This window comes from Peteryoungia wuzhouensis (genome assembly GCF_003205195.1).
Lineage (GTDB): Bacteria > Pseudomonadota > Alphaproteobacteria > Rhizobiales > Rhizobiaceae > Allorhizobium > Allorhizobium wuzhouense.
The window spans coordinates 160711-180977 of sequence record NZ_QJRY01000005.1 but is presented as its reverse complement, the minus strand read 5'-3'; the positions used below and the strand labels follow the sequence as shown (position 1 = coordinate 180977).

The 20267-nt window shown below is 60.2% G+C and carries 19 protein-coding genes; 11 read left to right on the top strand and 8 right to left on the bottom strand.

Features of this window, described 5'->3' with window-relative positions; genetic code table 11:
* Window positions 1-62 precede the first annotated feature (62 nt).
* Window positions 63-815, top strand: coding sequence for a GntR family transcriptional regulator (locus DMY87_RS14785; protein ID WP_165826244.1), 753 nt, complete (start codon window positions 63-65; stop codon window positions 813-815).
* 13 nt (window positions 816-828) lie between these two features.
* Here the strand turns inward: DMY87_RS14785 and DMY87_RS14780 are convergent, their stop codons facing one another.
* Complete coding sequence (locus DMY87_RS14780) at window positions 829-1737, bottom strand: LysR family transcriptional regulator (protein ID WP_110792393.1); 909 nt, start codon at window positions 1735-1737, stop codon at window positions 829-831.
* A 108-nt stretch (window positions 1738-1845) separates the two neighbouring features.
* On the opposite strand from DMY87_RS14780, the gene DMY87_RS14775 reads away from it, so the two are divergent.
* The 9 genes from DMY87_RS14775 (at window position 1846) to DMY87_RS14735 (ending at window position 9213) form a co-directional block, all read left to right on the top strand.
* On the top strand, window positions 1846-2838 hold the full coding sequence (locus DMY87_RS14775) for an ABC transporter substrate-binding protein (RefSeq protein WP_110792604.1): 993 nt from the start codon (window positions 1846-1848) through the stop codon (window positions 2836-2838).
* A gap of 71 nt (window positions 2839-2909) precedes the next feature.
* Window positions 2910-3692 carry an ABC transporter permease gene (locus DMY87_RS14770; protein WP_110792392.1) on the top strand — a complete coding sequence of 261 codons (783 nt, stop codon included), beginning with the start codon at window positions 2910-2912 and terminating at the stop codon, window positions 3690-3692.
* 7 nt (window positions 3693-3699) lie between these two features.
* Window positions 3700-4473 (top strand): ABC transporter ATP-binding protein, encoded by a 774-nt coding sequence (locus DMY87_RS14765; RefSeq protein WP_110792391.1) that lies wholly within the window; start codon window positions 3700-3702, stop codon window positions 4471-4473.
* Window positions 4470-5225, top strand: a complete 756-nt coding sequence (locus DMY87_RS14760; RefSeq protein ID WP_110792390.1) for an SDR family NAD(P)-dependent oxidoreductase — start codon at window positions 4470-4472, stop codon at window positions 5223-5225. The genes DMY87_RS14765 and DMY87_RS14760 overlap by 4 nt, the downstream gene beginning before the upstream one ends.
* Window positions 5219-5926 (top strand): SDR family NAD(P)-dependent oxidoreductase, encoded by a 708-nt coding sequence (locus DMY87_RS14755; RefSeq protein WP_110792389.1) that lies wholly within the window; start codon window positions 5219-5221, stop codon window positions 5924-5926. The genes DMY87_RS14760 and DMY87_RS14755 overlap by 7 nt, the downstream gene beginning before the upstream one ends.
* Window positions 5927-5936: 10 nt before the next feature.
* A complete protein-coding gene (locus DMY87_RS14750) occupies window positions 5937-6716 on the top strand; it encodes a creatininase (protein ID WP_110792388.1) in 780 nt (259 codons plus the stop codon).
* A 2-nt stretch (window positions 6717-6718) separates the two neighbouring features.
* Window positions 6719-7690 (top strand): agmatinase, encoded by a 972-nt coding sequence (gene speB, locus DMY87_RS14745; protein ID WP_110792387.1) that lies wholly within the window; start codon window positions 6719-6721, stop codon window positions 7688-7690.
* A gap of 571 nt (window positions 7691-8261) precedes the next feature.
* Window positions 8262-8762, top strand: coding sequence for a VOC family protein (locus tag DMY87_RS14740; protein ID WP_110792386.1), 501 nt, complete (start codon window positions 8262-8264; stop codon window positions 8760-8762).
* A gap of 46 nt (window positions 8763-8808) precedes the next feature.
* Entirely contained in the window at window positions 8809-9213 is a 405-nt protein-coding gene (locus DMY87_RS14735; protein WP_110792385.1) for a hypothetical protein, read from the top strand.
* A gap of 216 nt (window positions 9214-9429) precedes the next feature.
* On the opposite strand, the gene melA (DMY87_RS14730) is transcribed toward DMY87_RS14735, so the two are convergent.
* The 6 genes from melA (DMY87_RS14730) to melA (DMY87_RS14705) all read right to left on the bottom strand — a co-directional run bounded on the left by melA (DMY87_RS14730) (window position 9430) and on the right by melA (DMY87_RS14705) (window position 18438).
* The gene (gene melA, locus DMY87_RS14730) at window positions 9430-10800 is read right to left on the bottom strand and encodes an alpha-glucosidase/alpha-galactosidase (RefSeq protein WP_110792384.1); all 1371 of its coding nucleotides are present in this window, start codon (window positions 10798-10800) and stop codon (window positions 9430-9432) included.
* A 23-nt stretch (window positions 10801-10823) separates the two neighbouring features.
* On the bottom strand, window positions 10824-12494 hold the full coding sequence (locus DMY87_RS14725; protein ID WP_110792383.1) for an ABC transporter ATP-binding protein: 1671 nt from the start codon (window positions 12492-12494) through the stop codon (window positions 10824-10826).
* 10 nt (window positions 12495-12504) lie between these two features.
* Window positions 12505-13623 (bottom strand): ABC transporter permease, encoded by a 1119-nt coding sequence (locus tag DMY87_RS14720; protein WP_110792382.1) that lies wholly within the window; start codon window positions 13621-13623, stop codon window positions 12505-12507.
* Entirely contained in the window at window positions 13620-14633 is a 1014-nt protein-coding gene (locus tag DMY87_RS14715; protein ID WP_110792381.1) for an ABC transporter permease, read from the bottom strand. Before DMY87_RS14715 ends, DMY87_RS14720 begins: the two co-directional genes overlap by 4 nt.
* 71 nt (window positions 14634-14704) lie before the next feature.
* Complete coding sequence (locus DMY87_RS14710) at window positions 14705-16792, bottom strand: ABC transporter substrate-binding protein (RefSeq protein WP_110792603.1); 2088 nt, start codon at window positions 16790-16792, stop codon at window positions 14705-14707.
* Window positions 16793-16965: 173 nt separating this feature from the next.
* Window positions 16966-18438, bottom strand: a complete 1473-nt coding sequence (gene melA / locus DMY87_RS14705) for an alpha-glucosidase/alpha-galactosidase (protein ID WP_110792602.1) — start codon at window positions 18436-18438, stop codon at window positions 16966-16968.
* 191 nt (window positions 18439-18629) lie between these two features.
* Here melA (DMY87_RS14705) and DMY87_RS14700 point away from each other — a divergent pair, with 191 nt between their 5' ends.
* Complete coding sequence (locus tag DMY87_RS14700) at window positions 18630-19550, top strand: AraC family transcriptional regulator (protein WP_110792380.1); 921 nt, start codon at window positions 18630-18632, stop codon at window positions 19548-19550.
* A 154-nt stretch (window positions 19551-19704) separates the two neighbouring features.
* On the opposite strand, the gene DMY87_RS14695 is transcribed toward DMY87_RS14700, so the two are convergent.
* Window positions 19705-20253 (bottom strand): cysteine hydrolase family protein, encoded by a 549-nt coding sequence (locus DMY87_RS14695; protein WP_110792379.1) that lies wholly within the window; start codon window positions 20251-20253, stop codon window positions 19705-19707.
* Window positions 20254-20267 lie beyond the last annotated feature (14 nt).

Sequence of the window (20267 nt, the reverse complement as noted above, 5' to 3'; positions counted from 1 at the left end):
TGGTCGAAGGAGAAGACCAGGTCGATGCCGTCGATAGGTCTACACTACGGAAAGCCGGAAACATGAAGGATAAGCAGCGCGCCACGGAGGCCGGCAAGGAAACCATTGCCGACCAGATCTACAACTCCATCCGCAAGGATCTGATGGAGTGCCGATGGCCGGCCGGCCATACGCTCAAGATCAGGAACCTTGCGGCGGAATTTGGCGTGAGCGCCATGCCGGTTCGGCTCGCATTGAAACGACTGGGCAGCGAAGGCGCCCTGGCGATCGAGGAAAATCGGTCCGCACGCGTACCCGTGATATCGCAGCGCCGCTTCAGCGAATTCTACGAAGTCACGGTGCGGCTGGAGAGGTTGGCACTCGAAAAGACGTCACAAAGGATCACGCCGCAGCAGCTCGGCGTCCTCTTCGCTCAGGCAGACGCCATCCGGCAGGAAATCGACCAAGGCCGGACTGCCGGCTACGCCCAACGTTTCAATGCGATGCTGATGGAGCTTTACCGCATCGGCGGATCCAGCGCCTTGATCGAGATGATCGAATATGCCTGGGTTCATGTCGCACCACCGGCAAACGCCATTTTCGAATCCCCGGCATTTGTCAGCAAGATCCACATTCACTTGATCGAGATCCTCGAAGCCCTGCGGCGCAAGGATCACGTCGCCGCCGAAACCGCGCTGGCGGCAGCACTCAGCTATGCGGAGCGGGCGATGAACTTGTTGATGGACATGGAACGAAGCTCGAGCTCGCTCCGGGGCCAGAAGCACCGGACGCGGAAAGGAAGCGATCTGGCCGGGACTATCATCACGATCGCCTGAGGCCACCGGCTGCTCAGGAAACGGAAGAGAGCCTGGAGCTTTCGGCTGCCGAAAGAAAGGCGGAAACCACAGCGTTTGAGGCACTTGTCGTCCGAAATGCGATGCGATGGGTGGAAACGAAGTCGAAGGCGCTGGGCTTGATCGCTCGAAGTTCACGCTTGGCGACCCAAGGCTCGGCAAAGTGGCAAGGGAGAAACCCGATGAAGTGCCCCGAAAGGATCATCATCGCCTGAGCCTCCATCTCGACGGCCGATGCGCTCGCTTTCGGATGCCCCACCATGTAGATATCGTCGAAATGCCGATAGCGCCGAACGCAGAAACGGCTGTTCTCAATGTCCTTCGCATCGATGGCGCTATCGGCCTTGCCGAAGAGCGGATGCCCGGCACCGCAATACAGCGAGTGTGGCTCGGACCCGTAATCCCGGTAGGTCACGGTCGGCGCGCGCTGCGACAGCGGACCTATGGCGATATCGAGTTCGCCATCCACGACCTTTTGCTCCAGCTCGGATGGCGTGCCGAGCGTCAGCTCCAGGAAGACGTCCTTCCCATCGGCCAGGAAGCGGCGGATGGTGTGCTGAAGTCCCAGCGTTTTGCTGGTAAAGGTTCCATCTGAAGCCCCCAGACGCAGACGTCCCGCCAGGCTTCCGGTCGCAGACCCTACCCGCCGGGTAAACTCATCGAGATCGAGAAACAGCTTCTGCGCCGCGTTATAGGTTGCCTGTCCGGCCTCGGTCAGCCGGAACTGCTGTTTGCCCCTGAGGCAGAGTTGCGCCCCGAGCCGTTTTTCAAGCTCGGCAAGATGAGTGCTCAAGGTGGATTGCGATAAATTCAGCACAATCTGCGCATCGGCGAAGCCCCTTGCATCGGCAAGCGCCACAAACACCCGCAACAGCCTGATATCGATATTGTCCAGCCTGCGCACGAAACACCCAACATTGAAGATATTCGATACAAGATCGCAAATATTTTGATTTACTTCAATGTGTGGCGTGGCACGCTTCCCCTCATAAAACCAAAAAGGGGAATGACCATGAACAGATTGACCAAGCTTGCCTGCATCGCCACCATATTGTCGTCAACCGCCTCGTTTGCCGACGCGGCGGAACAGATCCGTGTACTGACACCCACCTGGCTCGGCTTCGCGCCTGTGCATGTCGCCATGAAAAACGGCTGCTTCGAGAAACGCGACCTCGATGTCTCCATGAAGTTCGAAGACGATCTCGCCAACGTGATGGCCGCCATGTCACGCGGCGATATCGAGATCCAGATGCGGTCGGTGGGCGAATATCAGGGCCGCCCGCGCGACAAGGATACCCCCGGCGTCATCATCGGGGTGATTGACGAGTCCGTCGGCGGCGACGGGGTCATCACGGATGAGAAGATCAAGACTGTCGCAGACCTAAAGGGGAAGGCGGTCGCTTCCGAGCTCAACATTCCCGCCCGCCTGCTGCTCCAGATGGCCCTCAAGCAGGCCGGCATGACGCTGGGCGACCTCCAGATCAAGGATATCGCCACGGCGGATACCGCTGCAGTCTTCGGCGATGAATCGATCGCGGCCATCGCCACGTATGAGCCGTTCATGTCGCAGGCCGTCCAGAATTCCTCGCGGGTCGGCGCGCGCACCTTGCTGACCTCGAAGGACTATCCGGGCCTGATCATCGACGCCATCATCGCCCGCAACGACGACCTGAAGGCCAGCCCGAAGAAGTATGCCGAGTTCCTGGCCTGCATTTACGAGGCCATCGACTTCATCAAGGCAGAGCCCGGTCAGTTCGCCGAACTGGTTGCCCCGGAATTCGGCCTCACGGCGGACGAAGTGACGAGCGTGGTAAGCGGTAGCCTTGCCTACACGGACCTCGCCACGGCGAAGGGCTACATGGGCACCGATGGCAAGCTCGGCAAACTGGGTGACATCTTCGACACGCTCATGGACCTGAATCTCGAGAACGGCGCTGCCGACACCAAGCTCGTGGCGGCGGACCAGATCGATAATTCGATCATCAGCACCGTCGGCGCCAAGTAACCGATCATCCAACCAGGTCTTCGCCGGGCGGCAACAGCCGTCCGCGAAGCACCGTTTATCGGCGGCAACTCATGATTTCCGGTCTATTCAAGTTCAGGGGCAAGACCAGCCCCGCCATAGAAGCCACGGTCGGTGTCATCGCGGCAGCGGTTCTTCTGCTGGTTTGGGAAGGTGCAGCCCGCGGCGGCCTCGTCAGCCCACAGTTTCTTCCAGCACCCAGCCGTGTGTTCTCCGCACTCTGGAACATGCTGCTCAACCAGTCCCTCCTTTATCACGTCGGTGTGTCGTTCGCCCGGGTATGGGGCGCATTCCTGATCGCCGCCGCCATGGCCATCCCGATCGGCATCATGATGAGCAGCTACCGCATCGTCGGCGCCTCGCTGGAACCCGTGATCGATTTCATCCGCTATCTGCCCGTTCCCGCGCTGGTGCCGCTGTCCATCATCTGGTTCGGCGTTGGAGAGACCACCAAGATCTTCCTTCTCTGGCTCGGAACCTTCTTCCAGTTGGTTCTCTTCGTCGCCGACGACATGCGCCGGGTCCCCAACGAATATGTCGAGGTCGCAAGAACGCTCGGCGCCAGTTCGCGCAACGTGATGACGGACGTTGCCTTGAGATCGATGGCCCCCTCGCTCGTCGACAATCTCCGCATCACGCTCGGCTGGTGCTGGACCTACCTGATCATTGCCGAGATCGTGGCCGCCGATTCCGGCATCGGATATCTGATCTGGACAGCCCGCCGCTTCATCAAGACACCGGAGGTCATCGCCGGCGTCGTTGTGATCGGCCTCATCGGGCTGGTGACCGACCAATTGCTCCGGCTGCTTCATCGCAGCATGTTCCGTTACCTGTGAGGCGATGATGACCGAAACCTATCTCGAGTTCGACAATGTCTCGAAGTCCTTCGGCCCGGTCGAAGTGATCACACCGACCAGCCTCTCCATCGACAGGCAGCAGTTCGTCGTCTTCCTTGGCCCCTCCGGCTGCGGCAAGACAACCCTGATGCGGATGGTCGGCGGCCTGGACACGCCGTCCAAGGGACAGGTGCGTCTGTCGGCGGAGACGGTTGAAGAGCCCGATCGCCGCCGTGGCATGGTGTTCCAGTCCTACTCGTCCTTCCCCTGGCTGACAGTGGAGGAAAACATCCGCTTCGGCATGAAGTACCGGACGGATCTGACTGCGGCTGAAAAGACGGAACGGACACACCACTATCTCGGTCTGGTCGGCCTGGAGGATTTTGCGAAGTCCTACCCGAACAGGATTTCCGGCGGCATGCGTCAGCGCGTCGCGATTGCCCGCACTCTCGCGGCAGGATCCGAGGTACTGATGATGGATGAACCGTTCGGCGCGCTCGACGCGTTGACGCGTGAGCGCCTGCAGGTCGAATTGCGACTGATCCAGGCCCGTGAGCAGAAGACCATCATCTTCGTGACCCATGACGTCGAGGAAGGCGTCTTTCTCGCCGACCGGATCATCCTCTTCTCGAAACGCCCTGCCCGCGTGGTTGCGGATATCGATGTCACAGCGAAGCTGGGTACCGAGCGCACCCTGGAAACGCGCGAACTGCCTGCCTTCTACGAGCTGCGAAACCATGTTCTCCACCTCATCAGAAACGAGACGGGGGACATGTTGTGAGCGGGTCGTTTGCCGGCAAGACGGTGGTGATTACAGGTGCAAGCCGGGGTATCGGGCTGGGCGTCGCAGCCAGCTTCGCAGCCGAAGGCGCCGACATCCACCTGATCGCGGATGACGACGGCGTTGTGGCGGCGGCCGGGACGATCGGCGCCAGTGCCCATCAGGCAGACATCACGGATGCGCCTGCGGTGGAGACGGCCCTGTCCTCGATCTCCCGGATCGACATCCTGATCAACAATGCCGGCTATGAGCGGATGACACCCCTGATCTCAGAAAGCGACCGGGTGGAAGAGACCTTCAAACGCGTGATCGAGGTCAACATCATCGGCACGAGCAACGTAACGCGCCGGGCCATTCCAAAGATGCGCCCGGGGTCTGCCATCGTGAACACCGCCTCGATCTGGGGGCGTGTCGCAGAAGCACAGTTCGATGCCTATGTCGCGTCCAAGCACGCGATCATCGGCATGACCAAGACCTGGGCAAAAGAGCTCGGCCCACTGGGGATCCGGGTAAATGCGGTCTGCCCTGGCTGGGTCAGGACCGAAGCTTCGATTCGCTCCCTCGGTTTGATGGCCGCCGCTCGGGGCATGGATGAGGAGAGCCTGCTTCGCGACGTCGTGGCAGGTCAGGCGCTGAGCGGGCTCATGGAGCCTGAAGACATGGGCGAAACCTACCTGTTCCTGGCATCCGACCGTGCCGCCAACATTACAGGGCAGTCCCTCGGAGTCGATCGGGGAGAAGTGCCATGGTGAGGCCACTCGACGGAAGGACGGCCATTGTCACCGGTGCGGCCCGAGGCATCGGGCGGGCGAGCGCGCTGTCGCTTCAGGCAGAGGGTGCTCAGGTGATCGGCCTCGATCTGAAAGCGGGCCGCGACGGGTTCGAAACCCTGGCCTGCGACCTGACCGACGAGGCCGATGTCACCCAAACCATCGCTGCGGCAGCGGGCCGACTGGGCAGGATCGACATTCTCGTCAACAATGCCGGCATCCTCGAAGAGCGCGCATTGGGTGAGATCGACACCGCCCATCTCGATCGCATGTTTGCGGTGAATGTCCGGGGCGCCGTCCTTGCCGCTCGGGAATGCCTGCCTCACATGCCGACGGGCGGGCGGATCATCAACATCGTCTCGGAACTGGCCTATCTCGGCCGCAGCAACGCCTCCGTCTACTGCGCCACCAAGGCCGCACTTCTGGCCCTCACCCGGTCATGGGCGCGCGAACTTGCGCCCCGCATTCTCGTCAACGCTGTTGCGCCCGGTCCGACCGATACGCCGCTTCTGGATTTCGGCAACCTCACGGCGGCTCAACAGGCCGTGGAGGTCGCCAATCCGCTGAACAGGATCGGAAAACCTGAAGAAGTCGCAGCCAGCGTCGTGTTTCTCGCGGGACCCGGTGCCACGCTTTTTACCGGACAATGCCTTGGCCCGAACAGCGGCGCGGCGATGTATTGAGGAGTATGCAATGAAAGATAGCGTCTATTGGGCCGACCAGACATGGCCGGAGGCTAAGGCCATGGTGGAGAAAGGGGCACCGGTCTTCCTGCCGCTCGGCTCGACCGAACAGCACGGGCATCATATGGCGGTCGGCGTCGACATCATCCTGCCCACCGCGATCTGCGAACGTGTTGCACGCCAGGTGGGAGGCCTCGTGCTGCCGACCATTCCCTATGGCAACCGTTCCCAGCCCCGTTCCGGTGGCGGCCCCGCCTTTCCGGGCACCATCAACTTGTCTGCCCAAACCTTCTCCCTCGTGGTGCGCGATGTGATTGTCGAGCTGTTCCGCCAGGGTGTGCGGCGGGTTGTCGTCGTCAACGGGCATTATGAGAATATCTGGCCGTCGATCGAGGGCATCGAACTCGCACTCGACGCCATCGGCCGCTCCAATCTGGAGGACCTCAACATCCTGCGGATGGATCACTGGGAATTTGCGCGCCCCGAGACGATCGCCCGGATCTTTCCGGATGGTTATCCTGGCATCGAGCTTGAGCATGCGAGCGTCATCGAGACCTCGATGATGCTCGCCGTTCGGCCGGACCTCGTCGATCTCGACCGCTCTCTCCACGATGGGCCGGCACAGTTCCGGCCTTACGATCGCTTCCCCAGACCTCCCATCGAAGTCCCGCCATCGGGCGTTCTCTCGATGACAGAGGGATCGACGGCGGAAAAGGGCGAATGGCTGTTCGCCGATGCGGTCGAAAAGATGGTCGAGATCGTCAGAGAAGAATTTGAAATTGGGAATTGATCATGAGAGACACGTTTCATCAGCCCGTTGACGCGGCCCGGGTGCCCCGGTTTGCCGGCCATGCCACCTTCATGCGCCTGCCCGCCGTCGGATCGGCAGAAGGCCTGGATATAGCGCTGGTCGGTATCCCCTGGGATGGCGGCACGACCAATCGGGCCGGCGCGCGCCATGGCCCGCGCGAAGTCCGCAACTATTCGAGCCTAATGCGCAGCACGCACCATGTGTTTGGCACCGAGCCTTACAAGGTCGCCAATATCGCCGATGTCGGCGACGTCGCGGTCAATCCGATCGATCTTCTCGACGGATTGAAGCTGATCGAAGCCGGAATTGCGGATATCGTCGCCAAAGGTGCATTGCCGCTCTCCGTCGGCGGCGATCATCTGACGACGCTACCGGTCCTCAGGGCAGTCGCCCGGAACCGCGCCGTCGGGCTCATCCATTTCGATGCCCATTCCGACACAAACGATACCTATTTCGGCGACAATCCGTACACCCATGGAACGCCCTTCCGCCGGGCCATTGAAGAAAAGCTTCTCGATCCCCGTCGGGTGGTGCAGATCGGAATTCGCGGTTCCATCTATGGGCCGGATGAGCACGACTGGGCAAAGCAGCAGGGCATTCGCATCATCTACATGGAGGAATTTGCGGCACGCGGCCCCGAAGCCGTCATGGAGGAGGTGCGCGCCATCGTCGGTGATCTTCCGACATATGTCACCTTCGACATCGACTCGATCGATCCCTCCATGGCGCCAGGCACTGGCACCCCGGAAATCGGCGGCTTCTCCACCAGGGAAGCACAGCAGATGCTACGCCTGCTCGACGGATTGAACCTTGTCGGCGCAGACGTTGTGGAGGTCTCGCCGCCGTTCGATGTAGGCGGAATGACCTCGATCGTCGGCGCAACCATGGCTTTCGAATTGATGTGCATCCTCGCCAGACAGGTCGAACGGCAAAGGGCAGTGTCCGCCGCCTGAACTTCAAACTGCGCGGAGACCTGTGACAAACCGCGATGGCCTCCGCCAGGCGGGAGCTGCAGGAAGTCCGGCGATCTTGTCGCTCTGGATGAGATCCGCCGGCGCGCACTGTCGCGCCTTGATCGCCCCCCCTTTATCATCGGACTGCATCGAGAGGTGGTGGGCATTCTGGTGCCTGTCACCTATCTCGCCCAACGAGCAGCTCCATAAATTATCACAGAGACTTCGTGATAACCCTCTCACTTCAGCGACGTGCGTGCCACTTCACGGCTAAGCATCGGTTATCTATGTCTTCAGCCCGCACAAGTCAGCGGCCGCAGTCATTTTGTGATATTTTTGTTATTGTTGAATTGCCATTCCGTGATAACAATCGTGCCGGCATTTGGAGGCACTGCGGCGCATGCCAGCGCAGGAAATGAGATGGGGGATGGCTGGCTCGAAACGCAGTCGGGCCTGCCTGTCCATCTGAACACAGGTCTGCACCACCATCCGGAATGGTTCCACGAACTTTCTCCGGCTCGATCGTGAGCGTTCACAATTCTCAAACGACACCGCCTTGGAGGAGGCCACCATGGAAACCCAGGACAAAGAAGAGGCCTTCAACAGCCGGATGATGCGCTTGGTCGAAAAATGCCACCGCGAAAACAGGCTGATCATGAACCACGTCTGTATCCGGGTGGACGATATCGACCGCACCGAAAAAGTGCTGACGGAGTCGTTCGGCATCGGCGCAGAAGGTTTTGTACGCGTCCAGGGCTCCCTGTTCAAAGGCGAAGCCGCCGTGAGCGGGACCTGGGTCAATGACGAATTCTATCTTGAACTGATGCAGCCGCTCGAAAAGCAGACACTGGGATATGAGACCGGCTGCGGCGCCCCGATCGGGCACCTGAGCGAAGTCGGCTTCCTGACGCCGAACATGGACGCTGAACTCGAACGCCTCTCCAAACTGGGCTGGCAGATCACTGACAAGCTCTCCTCCGATCACTCGACAGAGGTCAAGATGGACATGAACCCATCCATCGGCTTCCCGATCGAGCTCATGGAGATAAAAATCGCGAAAAACGAGAACTGATCGCGGCCTGACGGACGCGAAACTGATAGCATAGCCGGAGTTCTGGATGGCCTATATTGAAATTCTCCCCAAATCTTCCGAGGCGCAGCAGACGCTGTTCGACGACAGTCACTCGGCGCTGAACCTTCTCTTTGAAGCAGTGAAAGAGACCCTCGAAGTTCCTGACCACGATATCATCGTTGAGTTGAACCAGTGCACCGTTCTGGCGTTCAACGCCACCGCAGTGAAGGCAGGCTCGGCACCGGATGTCGTCATCAAGATCGCCACCAGCGACCACGACTTGCAGCCACGGTTTCAGACCTTGAGCGACCAAATCGTCGCCGGTTGGAACGCGCATTTCGGAAGCGCGTTGAAGATGGAGCTTTGGATCGGTTTGATCGACACCTGGGGATGCAACATTCAGTTCGATGACTCTGTCGATATGGACGTCGCCACCTCAGCCGTCGCTTAAAGCAATCCCAGCAAACTTCGTAGCGGTTTTGCGCAAAAACAAAGATTGAGAGCCTTTTCGCAATTCGAAGAGAGGCGGAGAAGCTCTCATTGGACACGGGGGAAACCGCCTCCCTTGGCGCATCCTGCGGAGACCAAGGCAGGCGGACCGAAATCGTTGCCGACCGCGCAGCACTTGCCTGATGGCTAGGCTGCGCGGTCAGTGACAAAGGCGTAATCAGGCGGCTCGAACCTTCTTCGAGACGCGAGCCCATTCCGGAATCCAGTCACCATGGGCGGCCAGCAGATCGTCGGTCAGAGACCAGATTTGATCGAGATCCAGTTCGGCCGCCGTATGGGGGTCCATCATCGCCGCGTGATAAAGATGCTCGCGGTTTTCGGTCATCAGGGCCGCAACCGTCAGCTCTTGCACATTGATGTTGGTGCGGATCAGCGCCGTCAACTGTGGCGGCAGGGCACCGATATAGGTCGGTTGAATGCCGTTTTCGTCGACAAGGCACGGAACTTCCGCAGCGCAATTGTCCGGCAGTGACGTGATGCAGCCATTGTTGCGCTGGTTGCCATAGATCACCGACGGTTCGCCGGTCCAGACGGAATTCATGATCGAGGATGCGTATTCCTTGGACTGCGTGACCTCGATCTTGTCGGCGGATCGATAGGCCGCCGCCTGCCCTTCCCATTTTTCCACCTGCTCGATGCAACGCTTCGGATATTCGTCGAGCGGAATGCCGAATTTCTCGATCAGGTCTGGGCGCCCTTCCTTGATGAAATAGGGCGTGTATTCGGAAAAATGCTCCGAGCTTTCAGTGACGAAATAACCAAGCCGGGTGAGCATTTCGTAACGCACCTTGTTCGGGCAGCGCGGGTTCCAGGTGGGCTTGGGCGCCCGCCCCTCCCGGTAGCCGCGCAGGAGATCCGGATAGAGATCGCGGTAGGAACCATCAGCCTGGCGGTGCTCGAACTTCAGGAAGAAGGCCATATGATTGATACCGGCCGACCGGTAGCGGATCTCCTCGTAGGGAATATCCAGATCGTGAGCCAGCTCCATGGCCGTCCCCTGCACGGAGTGGCACAAGCCCACCTGCTTGATCCTGGGATATTTCTCCGAGATCGCCCAGGTGTTGATGGCCATGGGATTGACGTATTGCAGCAGGATCGCCTCGGGGCAGACCTGCATCATGTCTTCGCAGATCCGCCAGAGATGCGGAACAGTCCGAAGCCCGCGCATGATGCCGCCGACACCCAGCGTATCGGCGATTGTCTGCCGCAGCCCGTACTTCTTGGGGACCTCGAAATCCGTCACGGTGCAAGGCTCATACCCCCCGATCTGGAAGGCGACGACGACGAAATCAGCCCCCTCCAGGGCTTTGCGCTGGTCCGAATGCAGTTCGACAGTGGCCTTGACGTCCAGCGTCGAAATCAGCTTGCTGACGACGACCGAACTTTCCTCCAGGCGTTGCGGATTGATGTCCATCAGCGCGATCTTCGCCCCTGAGAGCGCCGGACGCTGCAGAACGTCGCCGATGATATTCTTCATGAACACCGTGGAGCCGGCGCCGATGAAGGTGATCTTGGGTTGTCTCGTCATGAATGATGCCTCGTGTCTGTGAATTATGCGGCGACTTCGAATGCGGCCCGGACGAGCCGTTCGGTATAGGCGGTCTTGGGATGGGATAGGACGTCCTCAACCGGCCCCTCTTCGACAATCCGGCCGTGCTGCATGACCACGACGCGGTGGCAGAGAGCCCGCACGACCTTCAGATCGTGAGAGATGAAGAGATAGCTGAGGCCTTTCTCGTCCTGCAGCTTGCGCAGCAGGTCGATGATCTGCGCCTGGACCGAGAGATCCAGCGCGGACGTCGGTTCGTCGAGCAGGATGAATTCCGGCTCGAGGGCGACGGCGCGGGCAATCGCGATGCGTTGACGTTGGCCGCCGGAGAACTCATGCGGGAAACGCGCCAGGATATTGGTGGGGAGACCGGCGCTCGCCAGAGCCTCACGCACCCGGTCAAGCCGCTCGCTTCGGGTGCTGCCCAGTCCGTTGACGATCAGGCCTTCCTCGATGATCTGGCCGACGGACATGCGCGGATTGAGCGAGGAGAACGGATCCTGGAAGACCACCTGCATGCGCGAGCGCAGCGGCCGCATCTGCTCACGGCTCCTGGTCTCGATCGATTGGCCGTCGAAGAAGATCTCGCCACCTTCGACCGCCTGGAGTCGGATCAAGGCCTGGCCAAACGTCGTCTTCCCGGAACCGGACTCGCCGACGAGCCCCAGGGTTTCGTGGCGATGAAGCTTGAGATTGAGGCTGTCGACCGCAACCAGCTCCTTCAACCGGGGCTTGAAGAAACCGCCGGCCTTCAGCATGAAGGACACACGAACATCCCGGCCCTCCAGAATGGTGGCGGAGCCGGCCGGCATCGGATTGGCCTTTCCGCTCGGTTCGGAGGCAAGCAGGTGCCGCGTATAGGGATGCTGCGGACTGCGGAAGAGCTCTGCCGTCGTGTTGTGCTCCTTCACCTCGCCGCTCTGCATGACATAGACGTAGTCGGAGAATTGCCGGACCACCGTCAGATCGTGGGTAATCAGGATCACGGCCATGCCAAGTGTCTTCTGCAGGTCCCGGATCAGGTTGAGGATCTGCGCCTGCACCGTGACGTCGAGGGCCGTAGTCGGTTCGTCCGCGATCAGCACATCCGGATTGTTGGCAAGCGCCATGGCAATCATCACGCGCTGGCGCTGCCCGCCTGACAGCTGATGCGGATACTGGTTGAAGCGCGATTCCGGGTCGGGGATCTGCACCTGGCGCAAAAGCTCGAGCGTCCGGTCCGTGGCCTGCTGGCGGCTCATCTTCTGATGCACGCGGATCGCTTCGATGATCTGCGCGCCGATCGTATAGACCGGGTTGAGAGAGCTCATCGGCTCCTGAAAGATCATCGAGATCCGGTTGCCACGCAGCGCCCGGCGTTGCCGATCGGAAAATTTCAACACGTTCTGGCCGTCATAGGCAATGCTGGAGGCTTTCGAGACCGAGGCGCGCTTGGTCAGGAGCCCCATCACCGCCCGGGCCGTGACGGATTTACCCGAACCCGACTCCCCGACGACCGCGATCGTCTCCCCCCGATAGAGCTGGAACGACACGTCCTTGACGGCGTCCACCTCGCCGTTCTCAACCTTGAATGTCACCGCCACATGACGCGCATCGATGATCGGTTTGCCAATGGCGGCCGCGTGATCATGCCGTTCTTCGGGGGCGAGCTTACTGATGTCGACGATGGCCATGGTCAGCTCCTCAATAGGGGTCGATCGCGTCGCGCAGACCGTCGCCAAGCGCATTGAACGCAAAGACGGTGATCAGCACGAAGGCAACGGGTGAGAGGATCCAGGGGTAGGACCCGATGACGGAATAGGTGGCGGTATCCTGCAGCATGAGACCCCAGGACATCAGCGGCGGCTTCACGGCAAACCCCAGGAAGCCGAGGAAGGATTCCAGAAGCACCACGCTCGGGATGGCGAGCGTTACCGACACGATCACGTGGCTCATCACATTCGGAAAGATGTGCTGGAAGATGATGCGCCTGTCGGTCGCGCCGATTGCCATGGCCGCCCGCACATATTCGATGCGCGCCAGCGCCAGCGTCTTGCCACGCACTTCGCGTGACATCTGTGCCCAGCCAAGCGCCGACATGAAGAAGATCACGAAGGCCAGGAAGACATGGGTGGGCGCGGTGACCGGGATCAGCGAGGTGAGCGCGAGGTAGAGCGGCAGTTGCGGGAAGGCGAGCACCAGTTCGACGAAGCGCTGCATCCAGGTGTCGAAGCGGCCACCGAAATAGCCCGACACCATGCCGACGGTGGTCCCGATGATCGTCACGATGAAGACGACCGTGAGCGCGATCATCAGGGACACCCGAGACCCATGCAGGATGCGCGACAGCACATCCCGTCCGAATTTGTCGGTGCCGAGAAAATTGACCGGCGTCCCGTCAAGGCCCCCGAAAAAATGGCGATCCGTGGGGATCAGGCCGAGGAGCTTGTAGGAAAAGCCCTTGACGAAGAAGCCGAGGTCAACCGGATTGGCGTAATCGGGGCCGATGATCGGCTGGAAAGTGATGGGGTCGAGCTCCGTGCCTTCGCCGAGCTTGTAAGTGCGGGGCCAGACCAGAGAGCCGTCCTGATCCGTGAGGCTGACGGTCTGCGGCGCGGCAAATGCAACACCTGTCAACTTCGGGTCCACGGGGGAGAAGAATTCGGCGAAGATCGTCATCAGCATCAACAGGCAGACGAGGACCAGTCCCGTCATCCCGGTCCAGGAACGCTTCAAACGCCGCCAGACAAGTGCCTGATAGGTTTCACTGTGATGGATTTCGGTGGCCGTTTCGACCATGGCGGGGCGGACATCAGCGGTCATGCGTGCGCTCCTCCACCCAGGCGAACACGCGGATCAAGCAGGGCCAACAGCATGTCGGCGATGATGTTGCCGACGATGAGCGTGGCCGAGAGAACCAGCATGAAGGTTGCCGTGACATAGACGTCGCCCACCCACATGGACCCGACAATGGCAGGGCCGACCGTCGGCAGCGCGAAGATGATGGCCGTCTCGATTTCGCCCGTCAGCATGTAGGGCAGCACGACGCCCTGATACATGACCAGCGGATGCAGCGCATTGGGCACGGCATGGCGCATGATCACCCGGCTTTCGCTTAGTCCCTTGGCGCGGGCGGTCTCGACATATTGCGCGTTCAGCGTATCGAGCAGATTGCCGCGCATGACCCGCATATTGTAGGCGAGCCCGCCAAAGGTGGCGATGGCGATGACCGGCCAGACATGTTTTAGAAGATCTACGAACTTGTCCCAGGACCAGGGCGCACCGCCGTATTTTGCCGAATGGAAGCTGTTGATCTCGGTCACATTGAAATGGAAGACCAGGATGTAGACGATGATCAACGCCATGAGGAAGCGCGGCACGGTCATGCCGAGGAAGGATATGCCCGACAGCAGACTGTCGACCCAGGTATACTGGCGTGTGGCCGCGAGAATGCCGAAAGTGATGCCGATGACGGAAGCGAGGATATGGCAGACGAGCGCCAGCGCCAGCGTACGCGGCAGTCGTTCGCCCACCACTTCGGACACCGGCTTGTTGTAAAAGAGGCTATGGCCGAAATCACCTCGGGTGACGATCCCGGTGACCCAGTTCACATACTGGACGACCATCGGTTTATCGAGCCCGTTGGCGATCTTGTAGGCTTGCGCCTGGGCATCGGCCTGCTCGAAGGAAGCGCCGCCCTGGTTGATCATTTGCGAGCGAATATAATCGCTATAGTCACCCGGCGGCGCCTGGATGATTGCAAAGGTGACGACGCTGAGCACGAACAGAACGGGTATGGCTGACGCGATGCGCACAAGCAGAAATCGGAACATGGCTGTTAGGTTCTCTTGTGTGTTCGGGGACATCGGGCCGCACCACAGCGCGGCCCGACGGGAAGCATGGATCAGTTGATCGGACCGGTCTCGCCGGGCTTGCCAGGAAGCTGCTGCGGGAAGAGCTCGAAGTCCCCCTGCTTGTCGGCAGCCACGTACATGCGCTCACGGATCACGGTGTCTTCCGCCCAGTTGAACATGAAGATCGGAGCACCCACCGGAACGTTGGAGAAGCGCTTGTTGATGATCAGTGCGCCCGGATATTCGGTCAAGCCGACCGTATCGACATTCTCGGTCGCAATCTTCTGATACTGCTTCATCAGGTCGGATCGTTCTGCATTGTCCTGCGAGGCGATGAACTTGTTGACGATCGTGACCATGTCCTTCTCATAAGGGAGAAGGTCGACGGAACCGTCAGTGCCTGCGCGATGGTGCCAGCTGGTCCGCGGCCCGGTCGGGGCAAGCTGGGTGGTGCTCTGCACCACGGATGTCAGCTCGGGATCGTTGCGGCGGATCGTCCAGTCGAACTGCCCGGCATAATGCGCATTGTCCTTCTTCACACCGTCGAGCGAGTTCAAGGTCACCTTCAGGCCGAGCTGCTCCATCTGGCCGATCACGCCTTCAGCGAGATTGCGGTCGGTGCCGTAGTCGCTATTGCCCAGTAACACGATCTGGACGTCCTTGCCTCCCTCGGTCCCCTCCGGGAAATTCACGAAGCCGTTGCCATCTGTGTCCTTCAGACCGACCTTTTCGAGAAGAGCCTTCGCACCCTCGAGATCGAAGGGATAATAGACGGTCGACGCACGATCGTAGAAGCTGGTCCCGGAGGACAGGCCGCCCGGATAAATGGCCGTGAATGGTCCCTTGACCAAGGAGTCACCGATCTTCTTGCGATCGAGCGCCATGGTGACGGCCTTGCGGAAGTCCGTGTTGCGATTGAGCTCGCGCACCGCCTTGGCCCGTCCGTCTGGTTCGCCCCAGCCATTGCCCGAGAGGTTCATGCGCAGATTGTAGCCGATCAGTCGGCCGCCGAAGGCGAGACGCGCCGGCGCCGTTTCCTGGGCGGCCCGTTTCAGCGACTCGACGAAGTTTTCGGGCTGCTCAAGATTGGAGAAGTCGCCCGAACCCGCAATCGCCTGCACGTCGCGGTCGGCCCAGGTCGACAGCTTGTAGTGCATTTCGTTGATGTAGGGCAGCTGCTGGCCGTTTTCGTCGACCTTCCAGTAATAGGGATTGCGCCGCAGGACGATGATGTCGTCGGGCCGATACGAGACCGGAACCCAGGCGCCCATGACGGGAATGTTCATGAACTCGGCCGGGAAGCCGTTCTTGTACTGGTCGTAGGTCATATCCTTGTTGTATTTCGGATGTTTGGTCTTGAGGATATGAGCCGGGCCTGGGCAGAAGGTGCCATAGGCCATGGAATAGAGATACTGCCGCGGGAAGGCCTCTTTGAACGTCCACTCGACGGTATAGTCGTCGATGGCCTTGAGCACTGTCCCTTCACCGAAGGTTTCCGGTGTCGCGCCGTTGAGCGGCGATACGTTCGTATCGACCACGTTGTCATTCCAGTAGAACATCACATCTTCCGAGGTGAAGGGCACACCGTCCGACCACTTGGCGCCCTCGATGAGATGCATGGTCAGCTTGTGACCGTCTTCGGACCATTCCCAGCTGCGCGCCAGGTTCGGCAGCGGCTCGACATCCTTGGCTTCGACCTGGAACAGGGGAGCCGTGCGGGTCAGGCATTCGGACATGGCAATGTCGATACCGCCCCAGCCCTGGGTCTGGCCGGCGGAGTAGTTCCAACCTTCAGGTCGCCCGCCAATGACGTGACGCAAGGTGTCGCCATAGACGCCAATCCCGTCCGGCATGTTGCCGGTCTTGAAGACCATGGGTTCCTTTGGCAAACGCTCAGCGACCGGGGGCAGCTTGCCCGTCTTGACGAATTTCTCGGTCACCCAGTCCGGCTCATGATATTCGGGCAGCGCCTTGAATTCGAGAATGGAATCCCGTGGCACATAGGTGATCTTGCCCTGAGCCGGGAAAGGCGGTGCTTCCGGCACAACGGTCGGTTCAGACGCCATGGCGCCGATGGCAAAGCTGGATACGCCCAGTAGAAGGGCAGCAGTGGATCTCAGATAGCGGTAGCGTTTCATTGTCGTTGTCATCCCTCATGCTCCAGACCACCCGGAATGGGCGGCTCTCCTCCAAAAAGCACCCGGTCTGACGACGGCATGCCGCCGACCGGAGGAGAGGACGAAACCTCGCCCAACTCCCCGACGCGGCTCCTCCTCAAAAAGCCGGTCGGAATTTCACGTCATAACCAGCCTCAGCCCGCCGGCTGCAGCTTTCTGGCTTCCTTCTCCGCGCGCAATTCGTCGATCGAACGAACCTCGCGACGCGCAACACCATTCCAATCGCGGGTCTTGACTGTCGACCGGCTCAGCCTTTCCTTGGCCGCAGGGACGGCATGAGCGTATTGCGGCAGCCATTGAGCCTGGGCGACGACCATCTCATCGACCATTTGCCACACCTCCTCCGGCGTGCAGATCGCGCCGACCAGCGGGTCATGCAGGACCGCCAGTTTCAGGAGATCGATATCGCCGGAAATTGCGGCGTGAACCGACATGCGCTGGACATTGATCGACGAGATGCAAGTGGCGGCACAGGCTTCAGGCAACGTGATCCCGGCCACCATATTGATGCCGAAGCGATCGACGAAACCGGGTGACTCGATGATCGCGTCCGACGGCAGATTGGTGATCACGCCGTTGTTCTTGACGTTGAAGTGGCCGCGATAGACACGCCCTGTCTCCAGCGCCTCAAGGATATGGCTGGCATGTTCATTGGACCGACGGGCGGGGTCGATCGGCTTACCGGCGTCTTCCAGGAACTGCGGAAACTCCGTCTCGAACCAGTTGCGGGTTTCGGTCGAGTAGCGCAGATACCCACCGGTCTCGCCGTGGATCCAGTCGGACATGTCGATCCAGCGACCGATCTCGTCCGGCCGCTTGCGATACCACGGAAGATATTCCGACAGATGACCGTTGCTTTCGGTGGAATAGACACCGAAGCGCTTGAGCACGTCGATCCTTAACTTTTCCTGTTTCGAGAAGACCGGATGCGCTTCAAAGGCGGCGACCAGTTCGTCCTTGCCGATCCGACGGCCTTTCAGACGCACATCCACGAACCAGGTCTGGTGATTGATGCCGGAGCAGATGTAGTCGAGTTCTCCGGGTCCGGCGCCGAGGATTTCCGCGATCTGTTCAGCGCCGTGCTGAACGCCGTGGCAAAGACCGATCGTGTCGACCTTGCCGTATTCGATCGCCGCCCAGGTGTTCATCGCCATGGGATTGGCATAGTTGAGGAATTTCGCGCCAGGCTCGGCCAATTCCCTGATATCCTTGCAGAAATCCAGAATGACCGGGATATTGCGCTGACCGTAGAGGATGCCGCCCGCACAGATCGTATCGCCGACGCATTGATCGACACCGTATTTCAGCGGGATACGGATATCATCCGCATAGGCTTCCAGCCCGCCGACACGCACGCAACTGATGATGTAACGCGCGCCGGCAATGGCTTCGCGGCGATCGGTCGACGCGGTGACTTTCGCCGGCAGGTTGTTCGACTGCACGATCTTGTCGAGGATCGCCTTGATCATCCCGAGATTGTGCTCGCTGACATCGGTCAGCGCGAATTCGACATCGCGAAACTCCGGCACGCACAGGATGTCGGTGAAGAGTTTCTTGGTGAAGCCGACACTACCGGCACCGATAATGGCAATCTTGAAGCTGCTCATGCTGTCCTCTTCGCTGATCATTCGGTCGGCAGAATGGACAGGGTAAAATCAACGCGCCAAGGGTCGAAGTGCAAGCACGCCCTCCCCTCCTCACACCTCCCTGCCGACACCGCTCCAACCCGGTCATCTTGCATTGTTGGATGCCATTATGCGTATAATGAAAGCCGTCACCAGAGAGGTATTGTGCTTTCATGGGTAATTCTGTGCTGAACCGACTGATCGAAAATGGGCCAACCATGCGCACGGTTTCTCTGCCGCGCGGTCGCCACAGCCTTCACACGATGCCGACAAGCACGGGCTACGAGGTCCGCACAGACCCGAGTTATGACTGGGATGGACGAAAACGCGGGCAAACACCGTTCACGGTGCTGCAACACACGATCGCGGGTGCCGGCAACCTGCGGTATGAAAACCGCAACTATCGGATCAAGGAGGGCGAAACCCTTCTGGTCCTCGTGCCCCACAACCATCGCTACTGGCTGGAGCAGAACGGCCGGTGGGAGTTTTTCTGGATCTCCATGAACGGCGAGGAAGCGCTGCGCATTCACAAGGCCATCCTCGCGACCAGCGGCCCGGTCCTCAATCTGAAACCGGAAACGATCGAGCGCCTCGCGGACTGCAGCCTGCGGCTGATCGCCGGGGGAACGGATGCGCCCGGCAAGGCATCCGCCATTGCCTACGAAGCAGCCATGGTTCTCTACGATGATGTGTTCGGCTCACATCCGGTCTTCAGCGAGGAACAACGCCGGATGAAGCATGTCATCGATCACATCGCGGCCAATCTGGAGCATCCTCTCCCGGTCGAAACGCTTGCGGAAGTGTCCGGCCTCAGCCGCGCGCATTTCTCCAGAGTGTTCACGATGAGCGAGGGCGTGCCGCCGGCCGAGTTCGTGATGCGCAAGCGGCTGCAACGAGCGACCAAACTCCTGACCAAGGCCGCCGACCTGTCGGTGAAGGAGGTCGCCGTCATGTCCGGTTTCGAGGACCCGAACTATTTCGCCAAGGTCTTCCGCCGCCATTTCGGCGCAAGCCCGACCGATTTTCGCACCACCGGCATGTATTCGAGCATTGCCGCAAACGGTCACGTCTCTCCATCGGCCCGCAACGAGTAGCGGTCTTGCAAGCGGAATGGGACCGCGCGCCACGCGCGAGGCAACACGCGCAAGCTCACGGCGAGCGGCCCGTAGATGCACGCCCGAAACGCAGTCAGGCGCATCTACGGCATGTCGACAACAGCGGGTTTTGGGCGCCTCACGGCGCCACCCTTCAGTTGTTCAGGACGTCTTCAGTGCTCACGACATTCGCATAGGCGAACGCCAGAGCGGCCATGAACGATGCGTGCACATCGGCGGCAGCGACTGTCCTGCCGGCGAATTCCAGATCCCGGGTGGCGACGGCATCATGGACCACAGTCACGGCATAACCGAGATCGGATGCGGCGCGGGCGAGCGCATCGATGCACATGTGGCTCATCGCGCCCACGACAACCAGATTCGTCACGCCCTGTACATCCAGGATCGCCTTGAGGTCGGTTCCGAGGAAGCCGTTGATGTTCGATTTCGTCACGACCGCTTCGCCTTCCACCGGCGCAACCGTCGTATGGATCTCGGCGCCCGATGTTTCCGGAATGAAGAAACTCGCATCCTCTTCCCCCGCATGATGGCGGATATGGACGATCGTTTCCTTGTTGGTCCGGAAACGGTCAAGGATCTTGCGGGCCTTCTCCGCCGCTTGGGCGGTACCGACGAGGGTAAATGCCCCACCATCGAAATAGTCGTTCTGGAAATCCACCAGGACCAAGGCTGTCGCGGTCATGTCTGCTCCCTGAG